The organism is Rhodococcus sp. NPDC003383 (assembly GCF_053589115.1).
In genome coordinates, this window is record NZ_JBSFRG010000035.1 from 25,243 (window position 1) to 43,758 (window position 18,516).

At 70.5% G+C, this 18,516-nt stretch carries 18 protein-coding genes; 13 read left to right on the forward strand and 5 right to left on the reverse strand.

All coding sequences use genetic code 11. The features are described from left to right. Position 1 precedes the first annotated feature (1 nt). Together ACWDTS_RS24060 and ACWDTS_RS24065 are read left to right on the forward strand one after the other, a co-directional pair. A complete protein-coding gene (locus ACWDTS_RS24060) occupies positions 2-499 on the forward strand; it encodes a hypothetical protein (RefSeq protein ID WP_248676091.1) in 498 nt (165 codons plus the stop codon). A gap of 66 nt (positions 500-565) precedes the next feature. Beyond that, positions 566-2,815: an MMPL family transporter gene (locus ACWDTS_RS24065; protein WP_248676092.1), complete on the forward strand. Its 2,250-nt coding sequence runs from the start codon at positions 566-568 to the stop codon at positions 2,813-2,815. Positions 2,816-2,837: 22 nt separating this feature from the next. Here ACWDTS_RS24065 and ACWDTS_RS24070 read toward each other — a convergent pair whose 3' ends face one another. Beyond that, positions 2,838-3,329: a SixA phosphatase family protein gene (locus tag ACWDTS_RS24070; RefSeq protein ID WP_248676093.1), complete on the reverse strand. Its 492-nt coding sequence runs from the start codon at positions 3,327-3,329 to the stop codon at positions 2,838-2,840. Next, entirely contained in the window at positions 3,326-4,192 is an 867-nt protein-coding gene (locus ACWDTS_RS24075) for an acyl-[acyl-carrier-protein] thioesterase (RefSeq protein WP_450109613.1), read from the reverse strand. Before ACWDTS_RS24075 ends, ACWDTS_RS24070 begins: the two co-directional genes overlap by 4 nt. 167 nt (positions 4,193-4,359) lie before the next feature. Between ACWDTS_RS24075 and ACWDTS_RS24080 the strand changes: the two genes are divergently transcribed. From ACWDTS_RS24080 to ACWDTS_RS24105, 6 genes are all read left to right on the forward strand, one after another. Then, positions 4,360-6,042: an FAD-dependent oxidoreductase gene (locus ACWDTS_RS24080; protein WP_248676095.1), complete on the forward strand. Its 1,683-nt coding sequence runs from the start codon at positions 4,360-4,362 to the stop codon at positions 6,040-6,042. A gap of 213 nt (positions 6,043-6,255) precedes the next feature. Next, complete coding sequence (locus ACWDTS_RS24085) at positions 6,256-7,779, forward strand: DHA2 family efflux MFS transporter permease subunit (RefSeq protein WP_248676096.1); 1,524 nt, start codon at positions 6,256-6,258, stop codon at positions 7,777-7,779. Between the two features lie 113 nt (positions 7,780-7,892). Beyond that, positions 7,893-8,399, forward strand: coding sequence for a QcrA and Rieske domain-containing protein (locus tag ACWDTS_RS24090; protein ID WP_450109614.1), 507 nt, complete (start codon positions 7,893-7,895; stop codon positions 8,397-8,399). A 58-nt stretch (positions 8,400-8,457) separates the two neighbouring features. Next, positions 8,458-8,910 carry a QcrA and Rieske domain-containing protein gene (locus ACWDTS_RS24095; RefSeq protein WP_248676199.1) on the forward strand — a complete coding sequence of 151 codons (453 nt, stop codon included), beginning with the start codon at positions 8,458-8,460 and terminating at the stop codon, positions 8,908-8,910. 46 nt (positions 8,911-8,956) lie between these two features. After that, positions 8,957-9,325, forward strand: coding sequence for a YidH family protein (locus ACWDTS_RS24100; RefSeq protein WP_197251443.1), 369 nt, complete (start codon positions 8,957-8,959; stop codon positions 9,323-9,325). Beyond that, a complete protein-coding gene (locus ACWDTS_RS24105) occupies positions 9,322-9,651 on the forward strand; it encodes a DUF202 domain-containing protein (RefSeq protein ID WP_197251444.1) in 330 nt (109 codons plus the stop codon). Before ACWDTS_RS24100 ends, ACWDTS_RS24105 begins: the two co-directional genes overlap by 4 nt. 8 nt (positions 9,652-9,659) lie before the next feature. On the opposite strand, the gene ACWDTS_RS24110 is transcribed toward ACWDTS_RS24105, so the two are convergent. Both ACWDTS_RS24110 and ACWDTS_RS24115 read right to left on the reverse strand, forming a co-directional pair. Continuing rightward, entirely contained in the window at positions 9,660-10,112 is a 453-nt protein-coding gene (locus ACWDTS_RS24110; RefSeq protein ID WP_248676202.1) for a PaaI family thioesterase, read from the reverse strand. Positions 10,113-10,136: 24 nt separating this feature from the next. Further along, positions 10,137-11,183: a YeiH family protein gene (locus ACWDTS_RS24115; RefSeq protein WP_450109615.1), complete on the reverse strand. Its 1,047-nt coding sequence runs from the start codon at positions 11,181-11,183 to the stop codon at positions 10,137-10,139. Between the two features lie 102 nt (positions 11,184-11,285). Between ACWDTS_RS24115 and ACWDTS_RS24120 the strand changes: the two genes are divergently transcribed. Further along, the gene (locus ACWDTS_RS24120; protein WP_450109616.1) at positions 11,286-12,185 is read left to right on the forward strand and encodes a LysR family transcriptional regulator; all 900 of its coding nucleotides are present in this window, start codon (positions 11,286-11,288) and stop codon (positions 12,183-12,185) included. 70 nt (positions 12,186-12,255) lie between these two features. On the opposite strand, the gene ACWDTS_RS24125 is transcribed toward ACWDTS_RS24120, so the two are convergent. Continuing rightward, on the reverse strand, positions 12,256-13,149 hold the full coding sequence (locus tag ACWDTS_RS24125; protein ID WP_197251447.1) for an EamA family transporter: 894 nt from the start codon (positions 13,147-13,149) through the stop codon (positions 12,256-12,258). A gap of 116 nt (positions 13,150-13,265) precedes the next feature. Here ACWDTS_RS24125 and ACWDTS_RS24130 point away from each other — a divergent pair, with 116 nt between their 5' ends. From ACWDTS_RS24130 to ACWDTS_RS24145, 4 genes are read left to right on the forward strand one after another with little or no spacing between them, the layout of a single operon-like run. Then, the gene (locus ACWDTS_RS24130; RefSeq protein ID WP_248676205.1) at positions 13,266-14,057 is read left to right on the forward strand and encodes a TIGR03084 family metal-binding protein; all 792 of its coding nucleotides are present in this window, start codon (positions 13,266-13,268) and stop codon (positions 14,055-14,057) included. After that, entirely contained in the window at positions 14,054-15,769 is a 1,716-nt protein-coding gene (locus tag ACWDTS_RS24135; protein ID WP_248676206.1) for an acyclic terpene utilization AtuA family protein, read from the forward strand. Before ACWDTS_RS24130 ends, ACWDTS_RS24135 begins: the two co-directional genes overlap by 4 nt. Further along, on the forward strand, positions 15,766-16,914 hold the full coding sequence (locus tag ACWDTS_RS24140; protein WP_450119159.1) for an acyl-CoA dehydrogenase family protein: 1,149 nt from the start codon (positions 15,766-15,768) through the stop codon (positions 16,912-16,914). The genes ACWDTS_RS24135 and ACWDTS_RS24140 overlap by 4 nt, the downstream gene beginning before the upstream one ends. Beyond that, positions 16,911-18,509: an acyl-CoA carboxylase subunit beta gene (locus ACWDTS_RS24145; RefSeq protein WP_197251451.1), complete on the forward strand. Its 1,599-nt coding sequence runs from the start codon at positions 16,911-16,913 to the stop codon at positions 18,507-18,509. Before ACWDTS_RS24140 ends, ACWDTS_RS24145 begins: the two co-directional genes overlap by 4 nt. The last annotated feature ends 7 nt before the right edge of the window (positions 18,510-18,516 follow it).

The window sequence follows — 18,516 nt, forward strand, 5'->3', positions numbered from 1 at the left end:
GATGAGCAAGTTTCGGACGGTGTTCGTCGCCGGCACCATGCAGGGCGCGACTCCGGGCTTCGCGATCCGGGATCAGGGCTATCGAGACGAAATCGGTGACATCCTGCGTGCCTACAATCCCGACATCGAGTGCTTCGACCCGCACCAGGCGATGCAGAGTTTCATCGCGTCGATCGGGATGCCGTTGGCCGTCGGCTATCAGAAGCTCGCCGAGACGGAGGTCGTCGACGAGGCGGAGCTCGACAGCGAAGTGGGTCTGCTGCGGGAGAAGTTCCGGGAATTGACGGCCTACGCGGCCGAGTGCGATCTGTTGGTCGCATTCCTGCCTGGGGGTGTACCGAGCATGGGTACCGCGATGGAGATGTATGCCGCGCACTGCGGTGGCAGCGTCGTCGCCAGCATCACCGAGATGCGGCAGAACCTGGCGGTGCTGTCCACCTCCGAGGTGATCGTTCCCGACCTTCCCGCGTTCGAGAGCTGGCTCGCGACGAAGGGCTGAGCCGGTGGGCAATGCAGTGTGGGGCGAAGCGAACGATTCCGTGAGGCAGGGACCCGAGTGATCAAGATGGCAACGCGCACTGCAATCGCCGCGCCGCGGCTGCTCCTGGGCATCTGGATCGCCGTGGTGGCGATGTTGGGTGTGTTCGGCGCCGGGGTGGCCTCGCACCTCGGCGCGGGAGGGTTCGTCGCTCCGACCGCCGAATCCTCCGTTGCTGCACAGCAACTCGAAGAAGTCTTCGACCGCGGCGGGATGACACTGGTCTTTTCGGTGAAGGCCCGGGACGGGGCGGATTCGCCGACGGCCCGCGCTGCCGGTACCCGGATCGCGGAGGATCTCGCCGGTGATCCGAGGGTGACATCGGTCGTGTCGCTCTGGGGCAACCCCGAACTGGCGATCGCGTTGCGCAGTACCGACGGCTCGACGGGATTGGTGGTCGCCGGTGTGCGGGGCGGTGACAACGACGGTGCCGCCAACTCGCGGGCGCTCGCGGACGAGTACGGCGGTTCCACCGGGGACGTGGAGATCGATGTCGCGGGCGAGGGGATGGTCTACGACTGGATGTCCACCCAGTTGGAGAAGGACCTGCTCCTCGCGGAATCGATCGCCGTGCCGATCACGTTCGTCGTGCTGGTGTTCGTGTTCGGCAGTGTGGTGTCGGCGTTGATCCCGGTCGCGGTCGGGGTGGCGACGATCGTCGCCACGGCAGGCATCCTCAGGGCGATCACACTCGTGACCGATGTGTCGATCTTCGCGCTCAACCTCGCCGCATCGTTGAGCCTGGCACTCGCGATCGACTACAGCCTGCTCATCGTCAACCGGTACAGACACGAACGTGCCGCCGGATTCGGCAGTGCCGACGCCTTGGTCCGGACGATGAGCACGGCCGGACGGACGGTGCTGTTCTCGGGTCTGATCGTCGGGCTCAGCCTGTCCGCCATGGCCCTGTTCCCGCTGTACTTCATGCGGTCCTTCGCGTACGCCGGCGTCGCCGTGGTCGCCTTCGCCGTTCTGGTGACGATGACCGTCACCCCGGCGATCGTGTCCGTCCTCGGTGATCGCCTGGAGATGTTCGCGGTGCGGAAGAGCGCACGGCGGGCCGCCGCCGAACGGCCCGTCGAGCGGTCGGGGTGGTACCGGCTCACGCACCGCGTGATGCGGAACTCGGCGGTGGTGGCTGCGTCGCTCGTCGTGTTGCTTCTCGCCGTCGGCGCGCCGATCCTCGGAATCGACCTCGGGTATCCCGACGAACGGGTCCTGTCGGAGGATGCGCCGCCGCGGCGGGCCGCAGAGCAACTGAGCGCGGACTTCGCCCAGAGTGCTCTCGCGCAGACGCAGATCGTTCTGCCCGAAGGGGCGTCCGTGCGGTCGGAGCTGAACACCTATGCCTCAGGCCTGTCCTCGGTCGACGGGGTCGCGGCGGTACTGGCGCCGGAGGGCACCTACGTCGGCGGGGTCAGGGTTGCGAACGGCGATCCCGGTGCCGTCGCGGGCCGGGCGGCGATGCTGACGATCGCCACCTCGTCCGACGCCCGGGACGACCTCGCGACGATGCTGGCCGATCTGCGCGCGGTGCCGGCTCCCGCTGAGACGCTGTTCCACAGCAAGGAGCAGCACGACCGGGATGCGGTCGACGGGATCATGGGCACACTCCCGTGGGCGCTCGGTCTGATCGCGCTGACGACGTTGTGTGTCCTGTTCGTGCTCACCGGGAGCGTCCTGCTTCCGATCAAGGCACTCGTGATGAACCTGCTCTCGCTCTCGGCGGTGTTCGGGTTCCTCGTCTGGGTCTTCCAGGACGGCCACCTGGGCGGTCTGGGTGCCACGGGCACCGGCTTCCTGGTCGCCATCGTCCCCGTCCTGATGTTCTGCGTCGCGTTCGGGTTGTCGATGGACTACGAGGTCTTCCTCCTCGATCGGATCAGGGAGTTCTGGGTGGATTCGGACCGCACCCGCCGATCCAACGAGGAGGCGGTGGCGCGCGGGCTCGCCCACACCGGCCGGGTGGTCACGGCCGCGGCATTGCTCATGGCGATCGTCTTCGCCGCGCTCGGCACGTCGTCGGTGGCGTTGATGCGCATGTTCGGGGTCGGGATGGCGCTCGCGGTCGTCCTGGACGCCACGGTGGTCCGGGTTCTGCTGGTGCCGTCGTTCATGAAGCTGATGGGGCGGCTCAACTGGTGGGCGCCGGCGCCGCTCGCACGGTTCCACGCGAAGATCCAGGGCCGGAGCCGCCCGGAGAGCAACGACCCCGGCACCGGTATGTCGGGGGGCGCGGCGTCGAGTGGTGACGAGGCTGTGGCGAAGGTGCCCTGACGGACGGGTTTCCGGGCGGACGTCAGCGGGGGATGTGGAAGTCCGTGAGCTCGGCGCGGCCGGCCTCGAGTTCGTGCCAGGCTCCGCGGACCGTCAGCACCACGACGGCGGACGTGGGGAACTTCTCGGCGAGCTGGTGGGCGGCCTCGCTCTCGTGATCGGGAGCGAGCAACAGCGCCGTCCGCGACAGCGTCGGCTCGTGGCCGACGACGAGCAGGGTCGCCACGTCGTCGTCGACGGTGCGGACGGCGTCGATGAGGATGTCCGGGGTCGTTTCGTACAGGTCGTCCCGGAAGTCGACCGGCGCTTCGATCGCAGCTTCGGTCAGCGTCCTGCGGGTGCGCACCGCCGTGGAGCACAGCACTGCGTCGATCGGCGGCTGGTGTGCCCGGAGCCACCGGCCGGCGAGCCCGGCTTCACGTCGCCCGCGCGGGGCCAGCGGACGCTCGTGGTCGGCGACGCCTTCCGGGTACGCGGACTTGCCGTGTCGCAGCAGGATGAGGGTGCGCGTCATGCGTCCCACCGTAGGTGTTCCGACCCGTTGCCGGACGGAGTGGCGATGCCGGATTTGCCGGGTGTCGGCACCTTCGTGACCGTCGCCCGCGCGACCCTGGCGACGGCCCGGACCTCGTCGCCGACGGTGAACCACAGGGAGAGCGCGTCGTCCTCGTGGCGGGTGCGGATGGTCAGCTCGTCGCCGGCGACGACGGGGCGCAGGTGCTCGACCACCGCCCGGTACGGGCCGTCCTGCAGGTCGCTGCGCGCGGCGAGGTGTTCCTCGACGCCGTGCCAGTAGGTCGCGTTGTTGACGTGGTCGAACGGGTCGATGTCGGTGACACGCAGCGGAAACGGCGCGGCGTGGTCGGTGCCGTCGGCGTCGGGGGAGAGCCATGCGCGCCACCGGAGCCGCGTGTCGTGGGCGTGCCGCGCCATGCGCTCGAACAGGGGATCGCTGATGCGGGTGGGGGCGCCGCTGGTCGGGCTGATGTCGATCCAGAATCCCGCGGTGTCGATCAGGGCTCCTTCGCCGTCGGGTTCGATCTCGTCCATCCGCACCCGGATGTTGGCCCATCGCGTCGACAGTGCGTCGCACCACCGGCGCAGCCGCAGGTGTTGCGGGTACCGCGCGGGACGGTGCACGTCGATGACGGTGCGCCGGACGATCCAGAGGGGATCGGTGCCGGTCGCGTCGAGGGCGGCGAGGTTGTCGGTGCCGATGTCCTGGAGATAGCGGGCGATGCCGTCGAGCCGTAGCCGCTGGTTGTTGTCGACGTCGCCGGTGCGGACGGTGCGTTCCGTGGTGTAGGGCGACGCGTCCGCGGGTAGATCGCTGAGCGGTTGTGTCGCCGACGGTGTGGCAGTCGTGTCGGTCCCCATCCGCAGCCCCCTTGCGTTCGTGGATCGCCCGATTCTCGCAGGAGCGGACGTCGTGTGCAGTGTGTCTTGCGGTGTTCGTGGCGAGGCGACTACAGTCGCATTTAACTGTTACGCAGTGTCACATGAAATGCGGCGGCCCGGCCGCCCGGCTCCCGAGGACCCAGACCATGGCCTACGTGATCACCCAGACGTGCTGCAACGACGCGAGCTGCGTGGCCGTCTGCCCGGTCAACTGCATCCACCCGACCCCCGAGGAACGGGAATTCGCGACCGCCGAGATGCTGCACATCGACCCGCAGACCTGCATCGACTGCGGTGCCTGCGCCGACGCGTGCCCGGTCGAGGCGATCTTCCCCGAGGACACCCTGACCCCGGAGCGGGCCCGGTTCGCCGAACTGAACGCCGCCTACTACGCCGCGCACCCGACGCCCGACGGCTGGCTTCCGCTCACACCCACCCCGGCGCCGCCGCGCGATCGCGGCACGTTGCGGGTTGCGATCGTCGGTGCGGGGCCCGCCGCCTGCTATGCCGCGCAGGAGCTGCTCGAACGCTCCGACGTCGAGGTCGAGATGTTCGACCGGCTGCCGACTCCTTTCGGTCTCGTCCGCGCCGGCGTCGCACCGGATCATCCCGGCACCAAGACGGTCACCGAGTCGTTCGAGCGGTCGTTCCGGCGTGACGCGTTCGGACTGCACCTCGACGTCGAGATCGGCCGCGACCTCTCCCACGCCGATCTGCTCGCCCACCACCACGCCGTGATCTACGCCGTCGGTGCCTCCGCCGACCGGCACCTCGGCATCCCCGGCGAGGACCTCCCCGGTAGCCACGCCGCCACCGAATTCGTCGGGTGGTACAACGGGCACCCCGACTACGCGGACCGCACCTTCGACCTCAGCGGAACCACCGCGGTGATCGTCGGCAACGGCAACGTGGCGCTCGACGTCGCCCGGATCCTCACGACGGACGTCGACGAGCTGGCCCGCACCGACATCGCCGATCACGCGCTGGAGGCCCTGCGCCGCAGCGCCATCCGGGAGGTCGTGCTCCTCGGCCGGCGGGGTCCGGCCCAGGCGGCCTACAGCAACCCCGAGTTCCTGGCGCTGCGCGATCTGCACGGCGTCGACGTCGTCGTCGACGAGTCGGAGCTGGAACTCGATCCGGTCAGCGCACGGCTCGCCGCCGCCGATCCCGCCGTCGAGCTGCGCATGCGTCTCGCGCGCGAGTACGCGCAGACCCAGCCGATCCCCTGGCGCAAGCGCATCGTCTTCCGGTACCTGACCTCGCCCACCGAACTGCTCGGCGACGACCGCGTCACCGGTGTCCGGCTCGTACGCAACGAGCTGATCGAAGGGGAGAACGGCACGCTCGTGGCCCGGCCCGCCGGCGACCACGAGGATCTGCCTGCGCAGCTGGTGCTGCGGTCGATCGGGTACCGGGGCGTGCCGGTGCCCGGCGTGCCGTTCGACGAGCGTCGCGGCGTCGTCCCGAACACCGGCGGCCGCGTCGAGAACGGCGTGTACGTCACCGGATGGATCAAACGTGGCCCGAGCGGGGTCATCGGCACCAACAAGGCCTGTGCGAAGGAGACGGTCGCGGCACTGCTCGCAGACTTCGACGCCGGCCGGTTGACCGCACCGGCCGCGGGACGTCGCGAGCTGACGCGCCTGCTCGCCTCGCGCCGCCCGAACCGGGTGGATCTGCGGGGCTGGCAAGCGATCGACGAGGCCGAGCGCGCCGCCGGCCGGGCGCAGGGCCGCCCGCGGGTCAAGATCACCGATCGCGCCCGGCTCGTCGAGATCGGCGCCCGTCGCGGACCGGCCCGGCTGTTCCGTCGCCTGGTCCCGATGTGACGTAGGTCGCCCAGGGACCGTTTTGGGGCCGCCTGACCAGCGGATATGCCGAGCCACGAAAATTAAGTCACTTGGGGTGCGTCGGCGGAACTCGTTACGATCGCGGAACATCGGCACCGCGACTTCGCTGATGAGTCATCACGCGCTTCTCCGACGTCGTCCTCGGCGCGGGTGGGCGTGCACTGTGCCACCTGCGACCCAGGAGAAACACCCATGACACCCCCATCCGAGGGTTCCAACGTCGCCGCGTCCGACGGCAAACTCGACGCTGCCGTACTGAAGATCGCCTCCGTGGTGGTCCTCGGTGCCATCATGTCCATCCTCGACGTCACCGTGGTGTCCGTCGCTCTGCCGACGTTCATGCAGGAGTTCCAGGCCAGCTACGCCACCGTGGCCTGGACGATGACCGGTTACACGCTGGCGCTGGCCAGCGTCATCCCGCTGACCGGCTGGGCGGCCGACCGGTTCGGCTCGAAGCGGCTGTACCTGACCGCGCTCGTGCTGTTCGTCGCGGGCTCCGTGCTGTGCAGCATGGCGTGGGACATCACCTCGCTCATCGCGTTCCGCGTGCTGCAGGGCCTCGGCGGCGGCATGCTCATGCCGCTCGGCATGACGATCATGACCCGTGCCGCCGGCCCGCACCGCGTCGGCCGCGTCATGGCAGTGCTCGGTATCCCGATGCTGCTCGGCCCCATCGGCGGCCCCATCCTCGGCGGCTGGCTGATCGAGTCCGCGAGCTGGCACTGGATCTTCCTCATCAACCTGCCGATCGGCATCGTCGCGCTGATCACCGCATTCGTCGTGCTGCCCAAGGACGAGCCCAGCGAATCCGAGTCGTTCGACTTCGTCGGCATGCTGCTGCTGTCGCCGGGTCTGGCGCTGTTCCTGTTCGGCGTCTCGTCGATTCCCGAGGTCGGGACCGTCGCGTCTCCGCGCGTGCTGATCAACGGCATCATCGGTGTGATCCTGATCGCGGCGTTCGTGTTCCACGCGCTGCGTGCGAAGAACCCGCTGGTGGATCTGCGCCTGTTCCGCAACCGTCAGCTCACCTTCGCGGTGCTCACCATGTCGGTGTTCGCCATCGGCTTCTTCGGCGCGGGTCTGCTGTTCCCCAGTTACTTCCTCCAGGTGCGGGGTGAGACCACGCTGTCGGCCGGTCTGCTGCTCGCCCCGCAGGGCATCGGCGCGATGCTCACGATGCCGATCGCCGGTCAGCTCGTGGACCGGATCGGCCCCGGCAAGATCGTCCTGGTCGGTCTGACCCTGATCGGCGTCGGCATGTCGGTGTTCACGCAGGTCGGCGTCGACACCTCGTACGTGTTGCTCCTCGGCGCCCTGTTCGTGATGGGTATGGGCATGGGCTGCACCATGATGCCGACGATGACCGCGGCGCTGCAGACCCTCACCGACCACAGCATCGCGCGGGGATCGACGCTGATGAACATCGTGCAGCAGGTCGCCGGTTCGATCGGTACGGCCACGATGTCGGTGATCCTCACCAACCAGATGGCCGCTCCCGCCGGTGCCCCCGAGGGCGCCGCGACCCCCGACGCCGACATGGTCGCGCAGCTTCCGCCCGAGGTGCAGCAGTCGATCCTGTCCTCGCTCGCCGACGCATTCGGAACCACCTTCCTCGTCGCGACGTGCGTCATGGTGCTCGCACTGATCCCGGCCGCGTTCCTGCCGCGCACGCGTTCGGAGCACGCCGACCAGGCAGCGCCGGTCGTCGTGCACTGACACCGCACATCCACACACCGCCGGGCGCGGGCGGTGACGCAGGTCGCTGCCCGCGCCCGGCGTCGTCGATAGGCTTTCCGGCGCACATCACGGCGATCGGAACGGAAACGCGAATGAAGACCGAACACCGCGACAGTGGTGCCGTCGGAGGAGCATCGGAGACACGAGCCACGACACCGACCACACTGCCGCGTCGAGTCCTGCTCGGCGGTGCCGGGGCCGTCGCGGCGACCGCGGCGCTCACCGCGTGCGGCGCCTCGGCCGGCGCGGGGGCCGAGGCGGGGGCTGCGGGCGGGGAACTCGTCGCGACGACGACCGCGCCCCCCGGGCCGGACGCGGAGGTCGTCGCCGCGGTCTCGGACGTGCCCGTCGGCGGAGCCGTGATGATCGAAGGCAAGCGTCTGGTCGTGTCCCAGCCGGTCGCCGGCGACTTCCGTGCGTTCGTCGCGATCTGCACCCACTCCGGCTGCAACATCAGCGGCGTCGAAGGGGACGAAATCGTGTGTAACTGCCACGGAAGCCGTTTCCGGCTCGACGGCACGGTCGCGCAGGGCCCGGCGAAGAAGCCCCTGAAGACGCGCCCCGTCGAGGCGCGCGGCACCGATCTCGTCGTCGGCTGAACCGGGACCGTCGTCTCCGGGGCGGGAGTAGATTCCGACGCAGACGATCGGAGCGCCCATGGATCCTGAACGGTTCACCGTCGATCGCCGCACGGTGCTGATCGGCGCCGGGATCGTCGCCGCCGCGGCAACCGCAGCGTGCGGCAGCGCAGGTACCGGCAGCGGCGGCGCCACCACGACGCGAGCCGGTACCCGGACCGAGGCGTCCCGCACGTCCGCCGCACCGGTCGGGCCGCTCGTCGCGGTCGACAGTGTCCCGGTCGGCGGCGGCGTGGTGTTCCCCGTGCCGGAGATCGTGGTCACCAGGCCCACCGACGGTGAGGTCCTCGCGTTCAGCGCGGTGTGCACGCATCAGGGCTGCACGGTCGCCGACGTCAGCGGTGGCACCGTCAACTGCCCGTGTCACGGCAGCAAGTACAACCTCGACGGCACGGTCGCGCACGGGCCCGCAACCCGTTCGCTGCCGGGCAAGACCACCGAGATTCGCGACGGTCAGGTGTACGTCTCGTAGCCGGGAACCGCCTCGCCGTGCCCCGGCGCCGCTAGTGTTCGTATCTGTGACAGCACCCCGACGGGACTGGCGGCCGCGCGCGCTGCGGGAGGGAACCGAACCCGACCCGCGGTTCACCCTCGCCAACGAACGGACCTTCCTGGCGTGGATCCGTACGTCGCTGGGCATCATCGCGGCCGCGGTCGGGCTCGAGACGTTCGGGGGCGACGTGGTGAGCACCGCGGTCCGCACGACCGTGTCGTGCGTGTTGCTGGTGTTCGCCGCTGTTCTGGTCATCGGCGCGCTGATCCGCTGGGTGCGCGTCGAGGAAGCCATGCGCACCGAACGCCCCCTGTCGCCGCCCTGGGCGGCGTTCCTGCTGGCCGGGATGCTGGCCGTCGCCGCCGTGGTGTTGACGGTGGCGATCCTCCGATGAGCCGGTACACCACCCACGACGATCCCGGGCTGCAGCCCGAACGCACCAGCCTCGCGTGGCTGCGCACCGCCGCCGTGCTCGGTGCTGTCGCCCTCGGATTCATGCGCTTCACGCCGGGGCCGGACGTCGCGATCGTCTCGATCGGATTGCTGTGCCTGACCCCCGCGCTGTACCTACTGATTACCGCCGGTCACGGCCACCGTGCGCGGGTCCGGCGATTCGCAGCCGGGACGGTCGCGCATCACTGGTGGCGCAACCTCACCGTCACCGTCGCGGTCGCGGTGCTCGCCCTCGCGTCGGCGGTCCTGATCGCGACGAGCGGATAGAGCCTGCCCTAGCGCGAGAGGTCGATCAACCGCGCGCTGCCCTGCGCCGCCGCGCACACCTTCTCGGTTCCGTCCTCGGCGACCGCGACGATCTCGCACCGGCACAGCGCCTGCCGCTTCGTCGATTCGACGACTGCGGCCTCGGCGCGCAGCAGCACACCTTTCGCCGGCCGCAGATAGTCCACCGTGAAACCGGTTGTGACGATCGACGGGCCCAGGACCGTGCCCGCCGCGAACGTGATCGCGTTGTCCGCCGCGTACGACAACACCCCGCCGTGGACGAAACCGAACTGCTGCAGCAGTTCCGGACGGATCGGAATCTCGAGTACCGCACGCGGCGGCGCGTAGGCGCTCAGGCGCGCACCGACCAGGACACTGAACGGCTGGGCGGCCAGGACGGCGGCAGCGGCGTCGAAAGCAGCGGCGTCGAAAGCAGCGGCGTCGAAATCCTGGGTTTCCATGAACGGCAGTGTGCCCTATCCGAGCTACCCGAGCGGGTGGACCAGCACGACCCCGGCCAGCGCGATCGCCGTGACCCACACCGTCGCGAATCCGGCGAGGGCGACAGGGCGCCAACCGATCCCGCGGAGCATGTCGAGGCGCACGCCCGTGCCGAGCGCGAACATCGCGGCCGCCAGCAGCGCGACCTGCACCGAATGTGCGGTTTGCAGGACGGTCGTGGGCAGCATCCCGGTCGCGCGGAGCGCGGCGCAGGCGAGGAACCCGACGAGGAACAGCGGAACCAGCGGCGGTCTGCGGGTGTCCGCCGGTGTCTCACCGCGGCGCCGGGCCGCGATCCCGACACCCGCGGCGACCGGCGCGAGCAGCGCCACCCGCGCGAGTTTCACGGTCACCGCCACCGTCAGCGCGCCTCCCGCCGCCGTCGTGGTGTCCAGGGCACCTCCCACGGCGACGACCTGCGCGACCTCGTGGACGGCTGCACCGGCCCACATCCCGGCCTGCGTGCCGTCGAGTCCGAGACCACCCGCGAGCGCCGGCAGCAGCGGGATCATGGCGGTGCCGAACACGACGACGAGAGCGACCGTGGTCAGCAGCTCGCGGGTGCGCGCGGAGATCATGCCGTCGACGGCGGCCGCCGCGGCCGCCCCGCAGATCGAGAATCCGCACGCGATGAGCAGGCGCTGGGTCCAGCCGAGTCCGAGCCGCGCGCCGAGCCACAGGGTGCCGGCGATGCCGAGCGCGACCACCGCGACCGCGACGGCGAGAGTGCCCCATCCGAGCGCCAGGACGTCGGGGACCAGCAGTTGTAGTCCGAGCAGCGCGACACCGACGCGCAGCAGGTTCTTGGCGGCGACGGCCGTTCCGGGCGCGAGCATCCGGGTCGCCGTCGCGCCCTCGCGGCGCAGGACGGTGTTGGCCACTGCGACCCCGAGCAGGATCGCGACGAGCAGCGGGGCGACCCCGACCGCGCGGCCGAGACCGAGTGCGACTGCTGCGCCCCCTGCGCACAGCAGCAGGCCCGGGGCGGAGGCGGGCAGACGCAGCGCGGGGGCCGCGGGCACGGTGATCATGCATTCGATGATTTCGTTCGGCGGGCCTCGCGACTAGACCCCGAAACCGCATGACGACATATCGAATCGATATGAGTAGGGGGACGGACATATCATTCGGTCATGACCGACTGGCCCGACCTCACCGCGCTCGAGCTCCTCGTCGGCGTCGACGACCACGGCAGTCTCGGGGCCGCCGCGCGTGCCGCCGACATCGCGCAACCCAACGCGAGCCGGTCCCTGCGACGGCTCGAGCAGCAACTCGGCACCGGGCTGGTGCGGCGGGGACGCGCCGGATCGTCGCTCACCCCAGAGGGAACCGTCGTCGCGCACTGGGCGCGGGAAGCGCTCGACGACGTCCGCAAACTCCTCGACGCCGCCGACGCGCTGCGCGTCGAGCGGCACGCCGAACTGACCGTCGCCGCCAGCATGACCGTCGCCGAACACCTCATCCCGCGATGGCTGGGCCGGTTCCGGGCGGTGCGCGACGACGTGCAGATCCAGCTGCAGGTGCACAACTCCATGCAGGTGTGCGACGCGGTCGCGGACGGTCGCGTCCACGTCGGATTCGTCGAGGGGCCCACCGTGCCGGAGGGGTTGCACAGCGTCGAGGTCGCCCGGGACCGCCTCGTCGTGGTCGTCACCCCGGACCATCCGTGGGTACGGCGCCGGCGCCCCGTGACCGTGGCGGAACTCGCCGCGACCCCGCTCGTGGTGCGGGAACAGGGCTCGGGCACCCGGCGCACCCTGGATCTCGCACTCGAGGAGTACGACCGGCCCGCCCCGCTGCTCGAGCTGGGCAGCGGCGCCGCGGTGCGCACCAGCGTCCTGAGCGGTGTCGGCCCGGCGGTGCTCAGCACCCTCGCCGTTGCCGACCACCTCGCGTCGGGAGAACTGCGGGTCGTCGAGATCGAGGGGCTGGACCTGTCCCGCACGCTGCGCGCGGTGTGGCGTCCGCCGCGCGCGCTGGCCGGCCCGGCGGGGGAGTTGGTGCGCATGATCGTGCGGACGCGGGCGTCGTGATCGCCGGCGAAACAACCGCCGACGGATAAGACAGCAGCGCGGTGCATCACCCGCGCGACCCGCACGGGGTTCATATGCGCGACCCGCGCAGTGCCCCCACCCCGGCCACGATCACCAACGCGATCCCCACCGCCGCCGGGAGGTCGACGAACTGCCCCAGCACCACCGACCCGGCCAGTGCCGCCGCCGCGGGCTCGAGGGCAATGAGAATCGCGAACACCCCCTTCGGCAGATCACGCAGCGCGCGGATCTCCAGCGAGTAGGGGATCACCGAGGACAGCATCGCCACCCCGAAGCCGGCGGCGAGAATGCCGGGGGACAGCAGTTCGGTACCGCCCGCGGCGACGCCGAACGGCAGCACGGCCACCGCCGCGACCGTCGTCGCCCCGGCGAGCGCCGCCGTTCCGGCCAGGTTCGTCGCGACGTGCGAACCCGCGACGATGTACCACGCCCACCCCGAGGCCGCGACCAGCGCGCACGCGACACCGAGCGGGTCGAGCGCCGCAGAGTCGAACCCGTTCCCGCCGACGCCGAGCAACACCACACCGGCGAGCGCGAGCAGCACCCACAGCCCGTCCCGGAGACGACGCGACAGCACGGCCGCGAGCGTCAGCGGCCCGAGGAACTCGATGGTCACGGCGACGGCGAGCGGCAGCCGCGCGATTGCCTCGTAGAAGAACGCGTTCATCACCGCCAGGCTCGCCCCGAGCGCGAGCACCCCGCGCCACTCGGCGCGCGTCCACCGCCGCGCCGCCGCGCGCGTCGTCGACCGCGCCATCGACGCCGGCCGGGCCACCGCGCACAGCACGATTGCGCCGATGACCAGGCGCAGGGTGACCGTGCCGGCCGCACCGACCCGATCGAACAGGGTGCTGGCGAACGCGGCACCGAACTGGATCGACAGCACGGATCCGAGAACCGCGGCGACGGGTACCGCGCGTCGCGCCGGCTCCGGGTATCGCATGTGGCCTCCACTGTCCGACGCTCCCTGCGAACCCTAACCAGCGGTCGCCGGCCACGCGCGACAAAAAACAATCACGAATGCTTGATTTCTGGCGGACGGCGTGTGACTCTTGTCTCATGACGGAGCTGCGCACGCTTCTGGACGACCTGCGCGCCGAGGGCGACGACCTCGATGCCCTGGTCGCGGACCTTCCCGCCGACGAGTGGGCCACACCGACGCCGGCCGAAGGCTGGACCGTCGCTCACCAGATCGGTCACCTGCTGTGGACCGACCGGGCGGCGCTCCTCGCGATCGGCGACCCCGACGCGTTCGTCGCGGCCGCGCAGGACGCTCTCGCCGACCCGACCGGATTCGTGGACAAGGGCGCCACCGAGCTGGCCGCCCGGCCTCCCGCGGAACTGCTCGCCGACTGGCGTGCCGCCCGCCGCGAACTCGCCGACGCCCTCGCCGCGGTCCCGGCGGGTACCAAGATCCTCTGGTACGGCCCGCCGATGGGCGCCGCATCGATGGCGACGGCCCGGCTCATGGAGACCTGGGCGCACGGCGGCGACGTCGCCGACGCACTCGGCGTCACCCGGACTCCCACCGCGCGGCTGCGCCACGTCGCGCACCTCGGCGTCCGCACCCGCGACTTCGCATTCGTCGTGCACGACCGCACCCCGCCCGCCGAGCCGTTCCGGGTGCAACTCGACGCCCCCGACGGCACCGTCTGGGAATGGGGACCGGCGGACGCCGCCCAGTCCGTCACCGGACCGGTCCTCGATTTCTGCCGTCTCGTCACCCAGCGCGTGCACCGCGGCGACACCGCGCTCGTCGCCACCGGACCCGACGCCGACGCCTGGCTCGACCTGGCCCAGGCGTTCGCGGGCCCGCCCGGCGCCGGCCGCGACAGCCGGGCGGCCCGATGAGCGCACCCGTGCGGATCGGCAACTGCTCGGGCTTCTACGGTGACCGGCTCGCGGCGATGCGAGAGATGCTCGAAGGCGGCGACCTCGACTATCTGACCGGCGACTACCTCGCCGAACTGACGATGCTGATCCTCGGCCGCGATCGGATGAAGGATCCGAATCTCGGTTACGCCAAGACATTTCTGCGTCAGGCCGAGGACTGTCTCGGTCTCGCGCTCGACAAGGGCGTCCGGATCGTCACCAACGCCGGCGGCCTGAACCCGTCGGGATTGGCGGCCGCGCTGCGCGAACTGGCCGGGCGACTCGGCGTCGATGCGACCGTCGCGCACGTCGAGGGCGACGACCTCATCGGCCGGGTCGGCGAACTCGGGTTCGCGACCGATCCGCCACCGCTGACCGCCAACGCCTACCTCGGGGCATGGGGAATCGTCCGGTGCCTCGAGGCCGGTGCCGACATCGTCGTCACCGGGCGCGTCACCGACGCCTCCGTCATCGTCGGGCCTGCGGCCGCGCACTTCGGTTGGGCCCGAGACGATTTCGATGCACTCGCCGGAGCCGTCGTCGCCGGGCACGTGATCGAGTGCGGCACCCAGGCCACCGGCGGCAACTACGCGTTCTTCACCGAGATCGACGACCTGGACCGCCCCGGCTTCCCGATCGCCGAGATCGCCGCCGACGGCTCGTCGACCATCACCAAACATCCTGGCACCGGGGGAGCGGTCACCGTCGGTACCGTCACCGCGCAACTGCTCTACGAGGTGACCGGCGGTCGCTACGCCGGACCCGACGTCACCGCGCGGCTCGACACCGCGCAGCTCACCCCGGACGGACCCGACCGGGTCCGCATCAGCGGGGTGCGCGGTGAAGCGCCGCCGCCGACGCTCAAGGTCTGCCTCAACTCGCTCGCCGGGTTCCGCAACGAAGCGGTGTTCGTGCTCACCGGACTCGACATCGAGGCCAAGGCCGCGCTCACCCGGCGGCAGGTCGAGGCGAACCTGACCGTCCGGCCCGCCGAACTCGACTGGACCCTGGCCCGCACCGACCACCCCGACGCCGACACCGAGGAAGCCGCGAGCGCTCTGCTGCGCTGCACCGCCCGCGACCGCGACCCGAACGTGGTGGGACGCGCATTCTCTTCCGTGGCAGTCGAATTCGCGCTCGCGAGCTATCCCGGCTTCTCGCTCACCGCGCCGCCGGGAAACGGCGCGCCCTACGGCGTGTACACCGCCGCCTACGTCGACGCCGGTCTGGTCCCGCACACCGCGGTGCTGCCGGACGGAACCGCGGTCGCGATCGAACCGGTGACGCCCACCTGCCCGCTCGAACCGCTGCCCGAACCGGACCTGCCGCATCCGCTGCCGCCGGGACCCGTCCGCCGCGTCCCGCTCGGCACCGTCGCCGGGGCCCGCAGCGGCGACAAGGGCGGCGACGCCAACATCGGCGTGTGGGTCCGCACCGACGATCAGTGGCGGTGGCTCGTCCACGTCCTCACCGTCGACGCCGTGAAGGAACTGCTGCCCGAGACGTGGCCGCTCACCGTGACCCGGTACGTGCTGCCGCACCTGCGAGCGGTGAACTTCGTCGTCGAAGGCATCCTCGGGCGCGGTGTCGCCTCCGGGGCCCGATTCGATCCGCAGGCCAAGGGCCTCGGCGAATGGCTGCGCGCCCGGTACATCGACATTCCCGAATCCCTGCTGGAGGCCACCGCGTGAGCATCTGGACCACCCCTGAACGCACCGCTCTGCGCGAGACCGTGACCGGCTTCGTGCAACGCGAGATCCTGCCGCACCTCGCGGACTGGGAACGCGACGGTGAACTGCCCCGCGACCTGCGCAAGAAGGCCGCCGCGTCGGGGCTGCTCGGCGCCGGCTTCCCCGAATCGGTCGGGGGGTCCGGCGGCGACGCGGCCGACACCCTGACGATCTGCGAGGCGTTCCACGAGGCCGGCGCCTCCGGCGGTGCGTTCGCGTCGCTGTTCACCTGCGGCATCGCGGTGCCGCACCTGATCGCGGCGGGCGATCCCGACCAGATCCGCAGGTGGGTCGCGCCGACGCTCGCAGGAGACTTGATCGGTTCGCTCGCGATCACCGAACCCGGAGGCGGCTCCGACGTCGGGCACCTGACGACCCGGGCCGTCCGCGACGGCGATCACTACATCGTCAACGGTGCCAAGACGTACATCACCTCCGGATGCCGCGCCGACTTCGTCGTCACCGCCGTGCGCACCGGCGGTGACGGAGCGGGTGGGGTGTCCCTGCTCGTGATCGAAAAGGGCACACCGGGATTCACGGTGTCCCGTAAGCTCGACAAGATGGGCTGGCGCGCCTCCGACACCGCCGAACTGTCCTACGTGGACGTGCGGGTCCCCGCCGCGAACCTGGTCGGCCCCGAGAACACCGGATTCGGGCAGATCGCCATGGCCTTCGTCGCCGAACGCATCGCCCTGGCCGCGCAGGCCTATTCCGGTGCCCAGCGCTGCCTCGATCTGACGGTCGCGTGGTGCCGCGACCGTGAAACCTTCGGCCGTCCCCTCATCACCCGCCAGTCCGTGCAACGCACCCTCGCCGAGATGGCCCGCCGCATCGACGTCGCCCGCGTCTACGCGCGGCGCGTCGTCGAACGCTCCCTGGAGGGCGACGGCGACCTCATCGCCGAAGTGTGCTTCGCCAAGAACACCGCCGTCGAGGCGGGCGAATGGGTCGCGAACCAGGCCGTCCAGCTGTTCGGCGGGCTCGGCTACATGGCCGAATCCGAGGTCGAACGCCAGTACCGGGACATGCGCATCCTCGGCATCGGCGGCGGCACCTCCGAGATCCTCACCGAGCTCGCCGCGAAACGATTGGGGTACACCGGATGAGCGTGCTGACCACCCGGATCGACCCGGCATCGGCGGAGTATCGCGCGGCCTCGGAGGCGATGACCGCCAAACTCGCCGAACTCGACGCCGAGCACGCGAAGGCCCTCGCCGGCGGCGGCGAGAAGTACGTCGCGCGGCACCGCGCGCGGGGCAAGCTGCTGCCGCGTGAACGCATCGAAATGCTGATCGACCCCGACTCGCCGTTCCTGGAGCTGTCCCCGCTGGCCGCGTGGGGCACCGAGTTCCCGGTCGGGGGGAGTATCGTCACCGGGATCGGCGTCGTCGAGGGCGTCGAATGCATGATCACCGCCAACGATCCCACCGTCCGCGGCGGCACCAGCAATCCGTGGACTCTGCGTAAGAGTCTGCGCGCCAACGACATCGCTCTGCAGAACCGGCTGCCCGTGATCTCGCTCGTCGAGTCCGGCGGCGCCGACCTGCCCACCCAGAAGGAGGTGTTCATCCCGGGCGGGCGGTTGTTCCGCGACCTCACGCGCCTGTCCGCGGCCGGGATTCCCACCATCGCGTTGGTCTTCGGGAACTCCACCGCCGGTGGCGCCTACATGCCGGGGATGTCCGACCACGTCGTGATGATCGAGAAGCGGTCCAAGGTGTTCCTCGCCGGCCCTCCGCTGGTGAAGATGGCCACCGGTGAGGAGTCCGACGACGAGTCCCTCGGTGGTGCCGAAATGCACGCGCGCACTTCCGGTCTCGCGGATCATCTCGCCGTCGACGAATACGACGCGCTGCGCATCGGGCGCAACATCGTCCGGCGGCTGAACTGGCGCAAGCAGGGTCCGGCTCCGCGCCCCGGCGTCCGCGAACCACGCCACGATCCGGAGGAACTCCTCGGGATCGTGCCGGAGGATCTGCGCAAGCCGTTCGACCCGCGCGAGGTGATCGCTCGCTTCGTCGACGACTCCGACTTCGACGAGTTCAAACCGCTGTACGGCTCGTCGCTGGTGACCGGCTGGGCGCAGGTGCACGGATTCCCGGTCGGGATCCTCGCCAACGCGCGCGGGGTGCTGTTCAACGAGGAATCGCAGAAGGCCGCGCAGTTCATCCAGCTCGCGAACCGTGCGGACACGCCACTGTTGTTCCTGCACAACACCACCGGCTACATGGTGGGCCGGGAATACGAGGAACGCGGCATGATCAAGCACGGCGCGATGATGATCAACGCGGTCTCCAACTCGACGGTCCCGCACATCTCGATCCTGATCGGCGCCTCCTACGGCGCAGGGCACTACGGGATGTGCGGGCGCGCGTACGATCCGCGGTTCCTGTTCGCGTGGCCCAGCGCGAAATCCGCCGTGATGGGCGGGGCGCAGCTCGCCGGTGTCGTCTCGATCGTGGGTCGTGCCGCTGCCGAAGCGCGTGGCCAGGCGTTCGACGAGGCCGCCGACGAGGCGATGCGGGCCGCGATCGAGCAGCAGATCGAAGCCGAATCGCTTCCGATGTTCCTGTCCGGGCGTCTCTACGACGACGGCGTCATCGACCCCCGGGACACCCGAACCGTGGTGGGGATGTGCCTGTCGGCGATCGCCACCGCCCCGATCGAAGGCGCCGACGGTTTCGGCGTCTTCCGGATGTGAGGCCGCG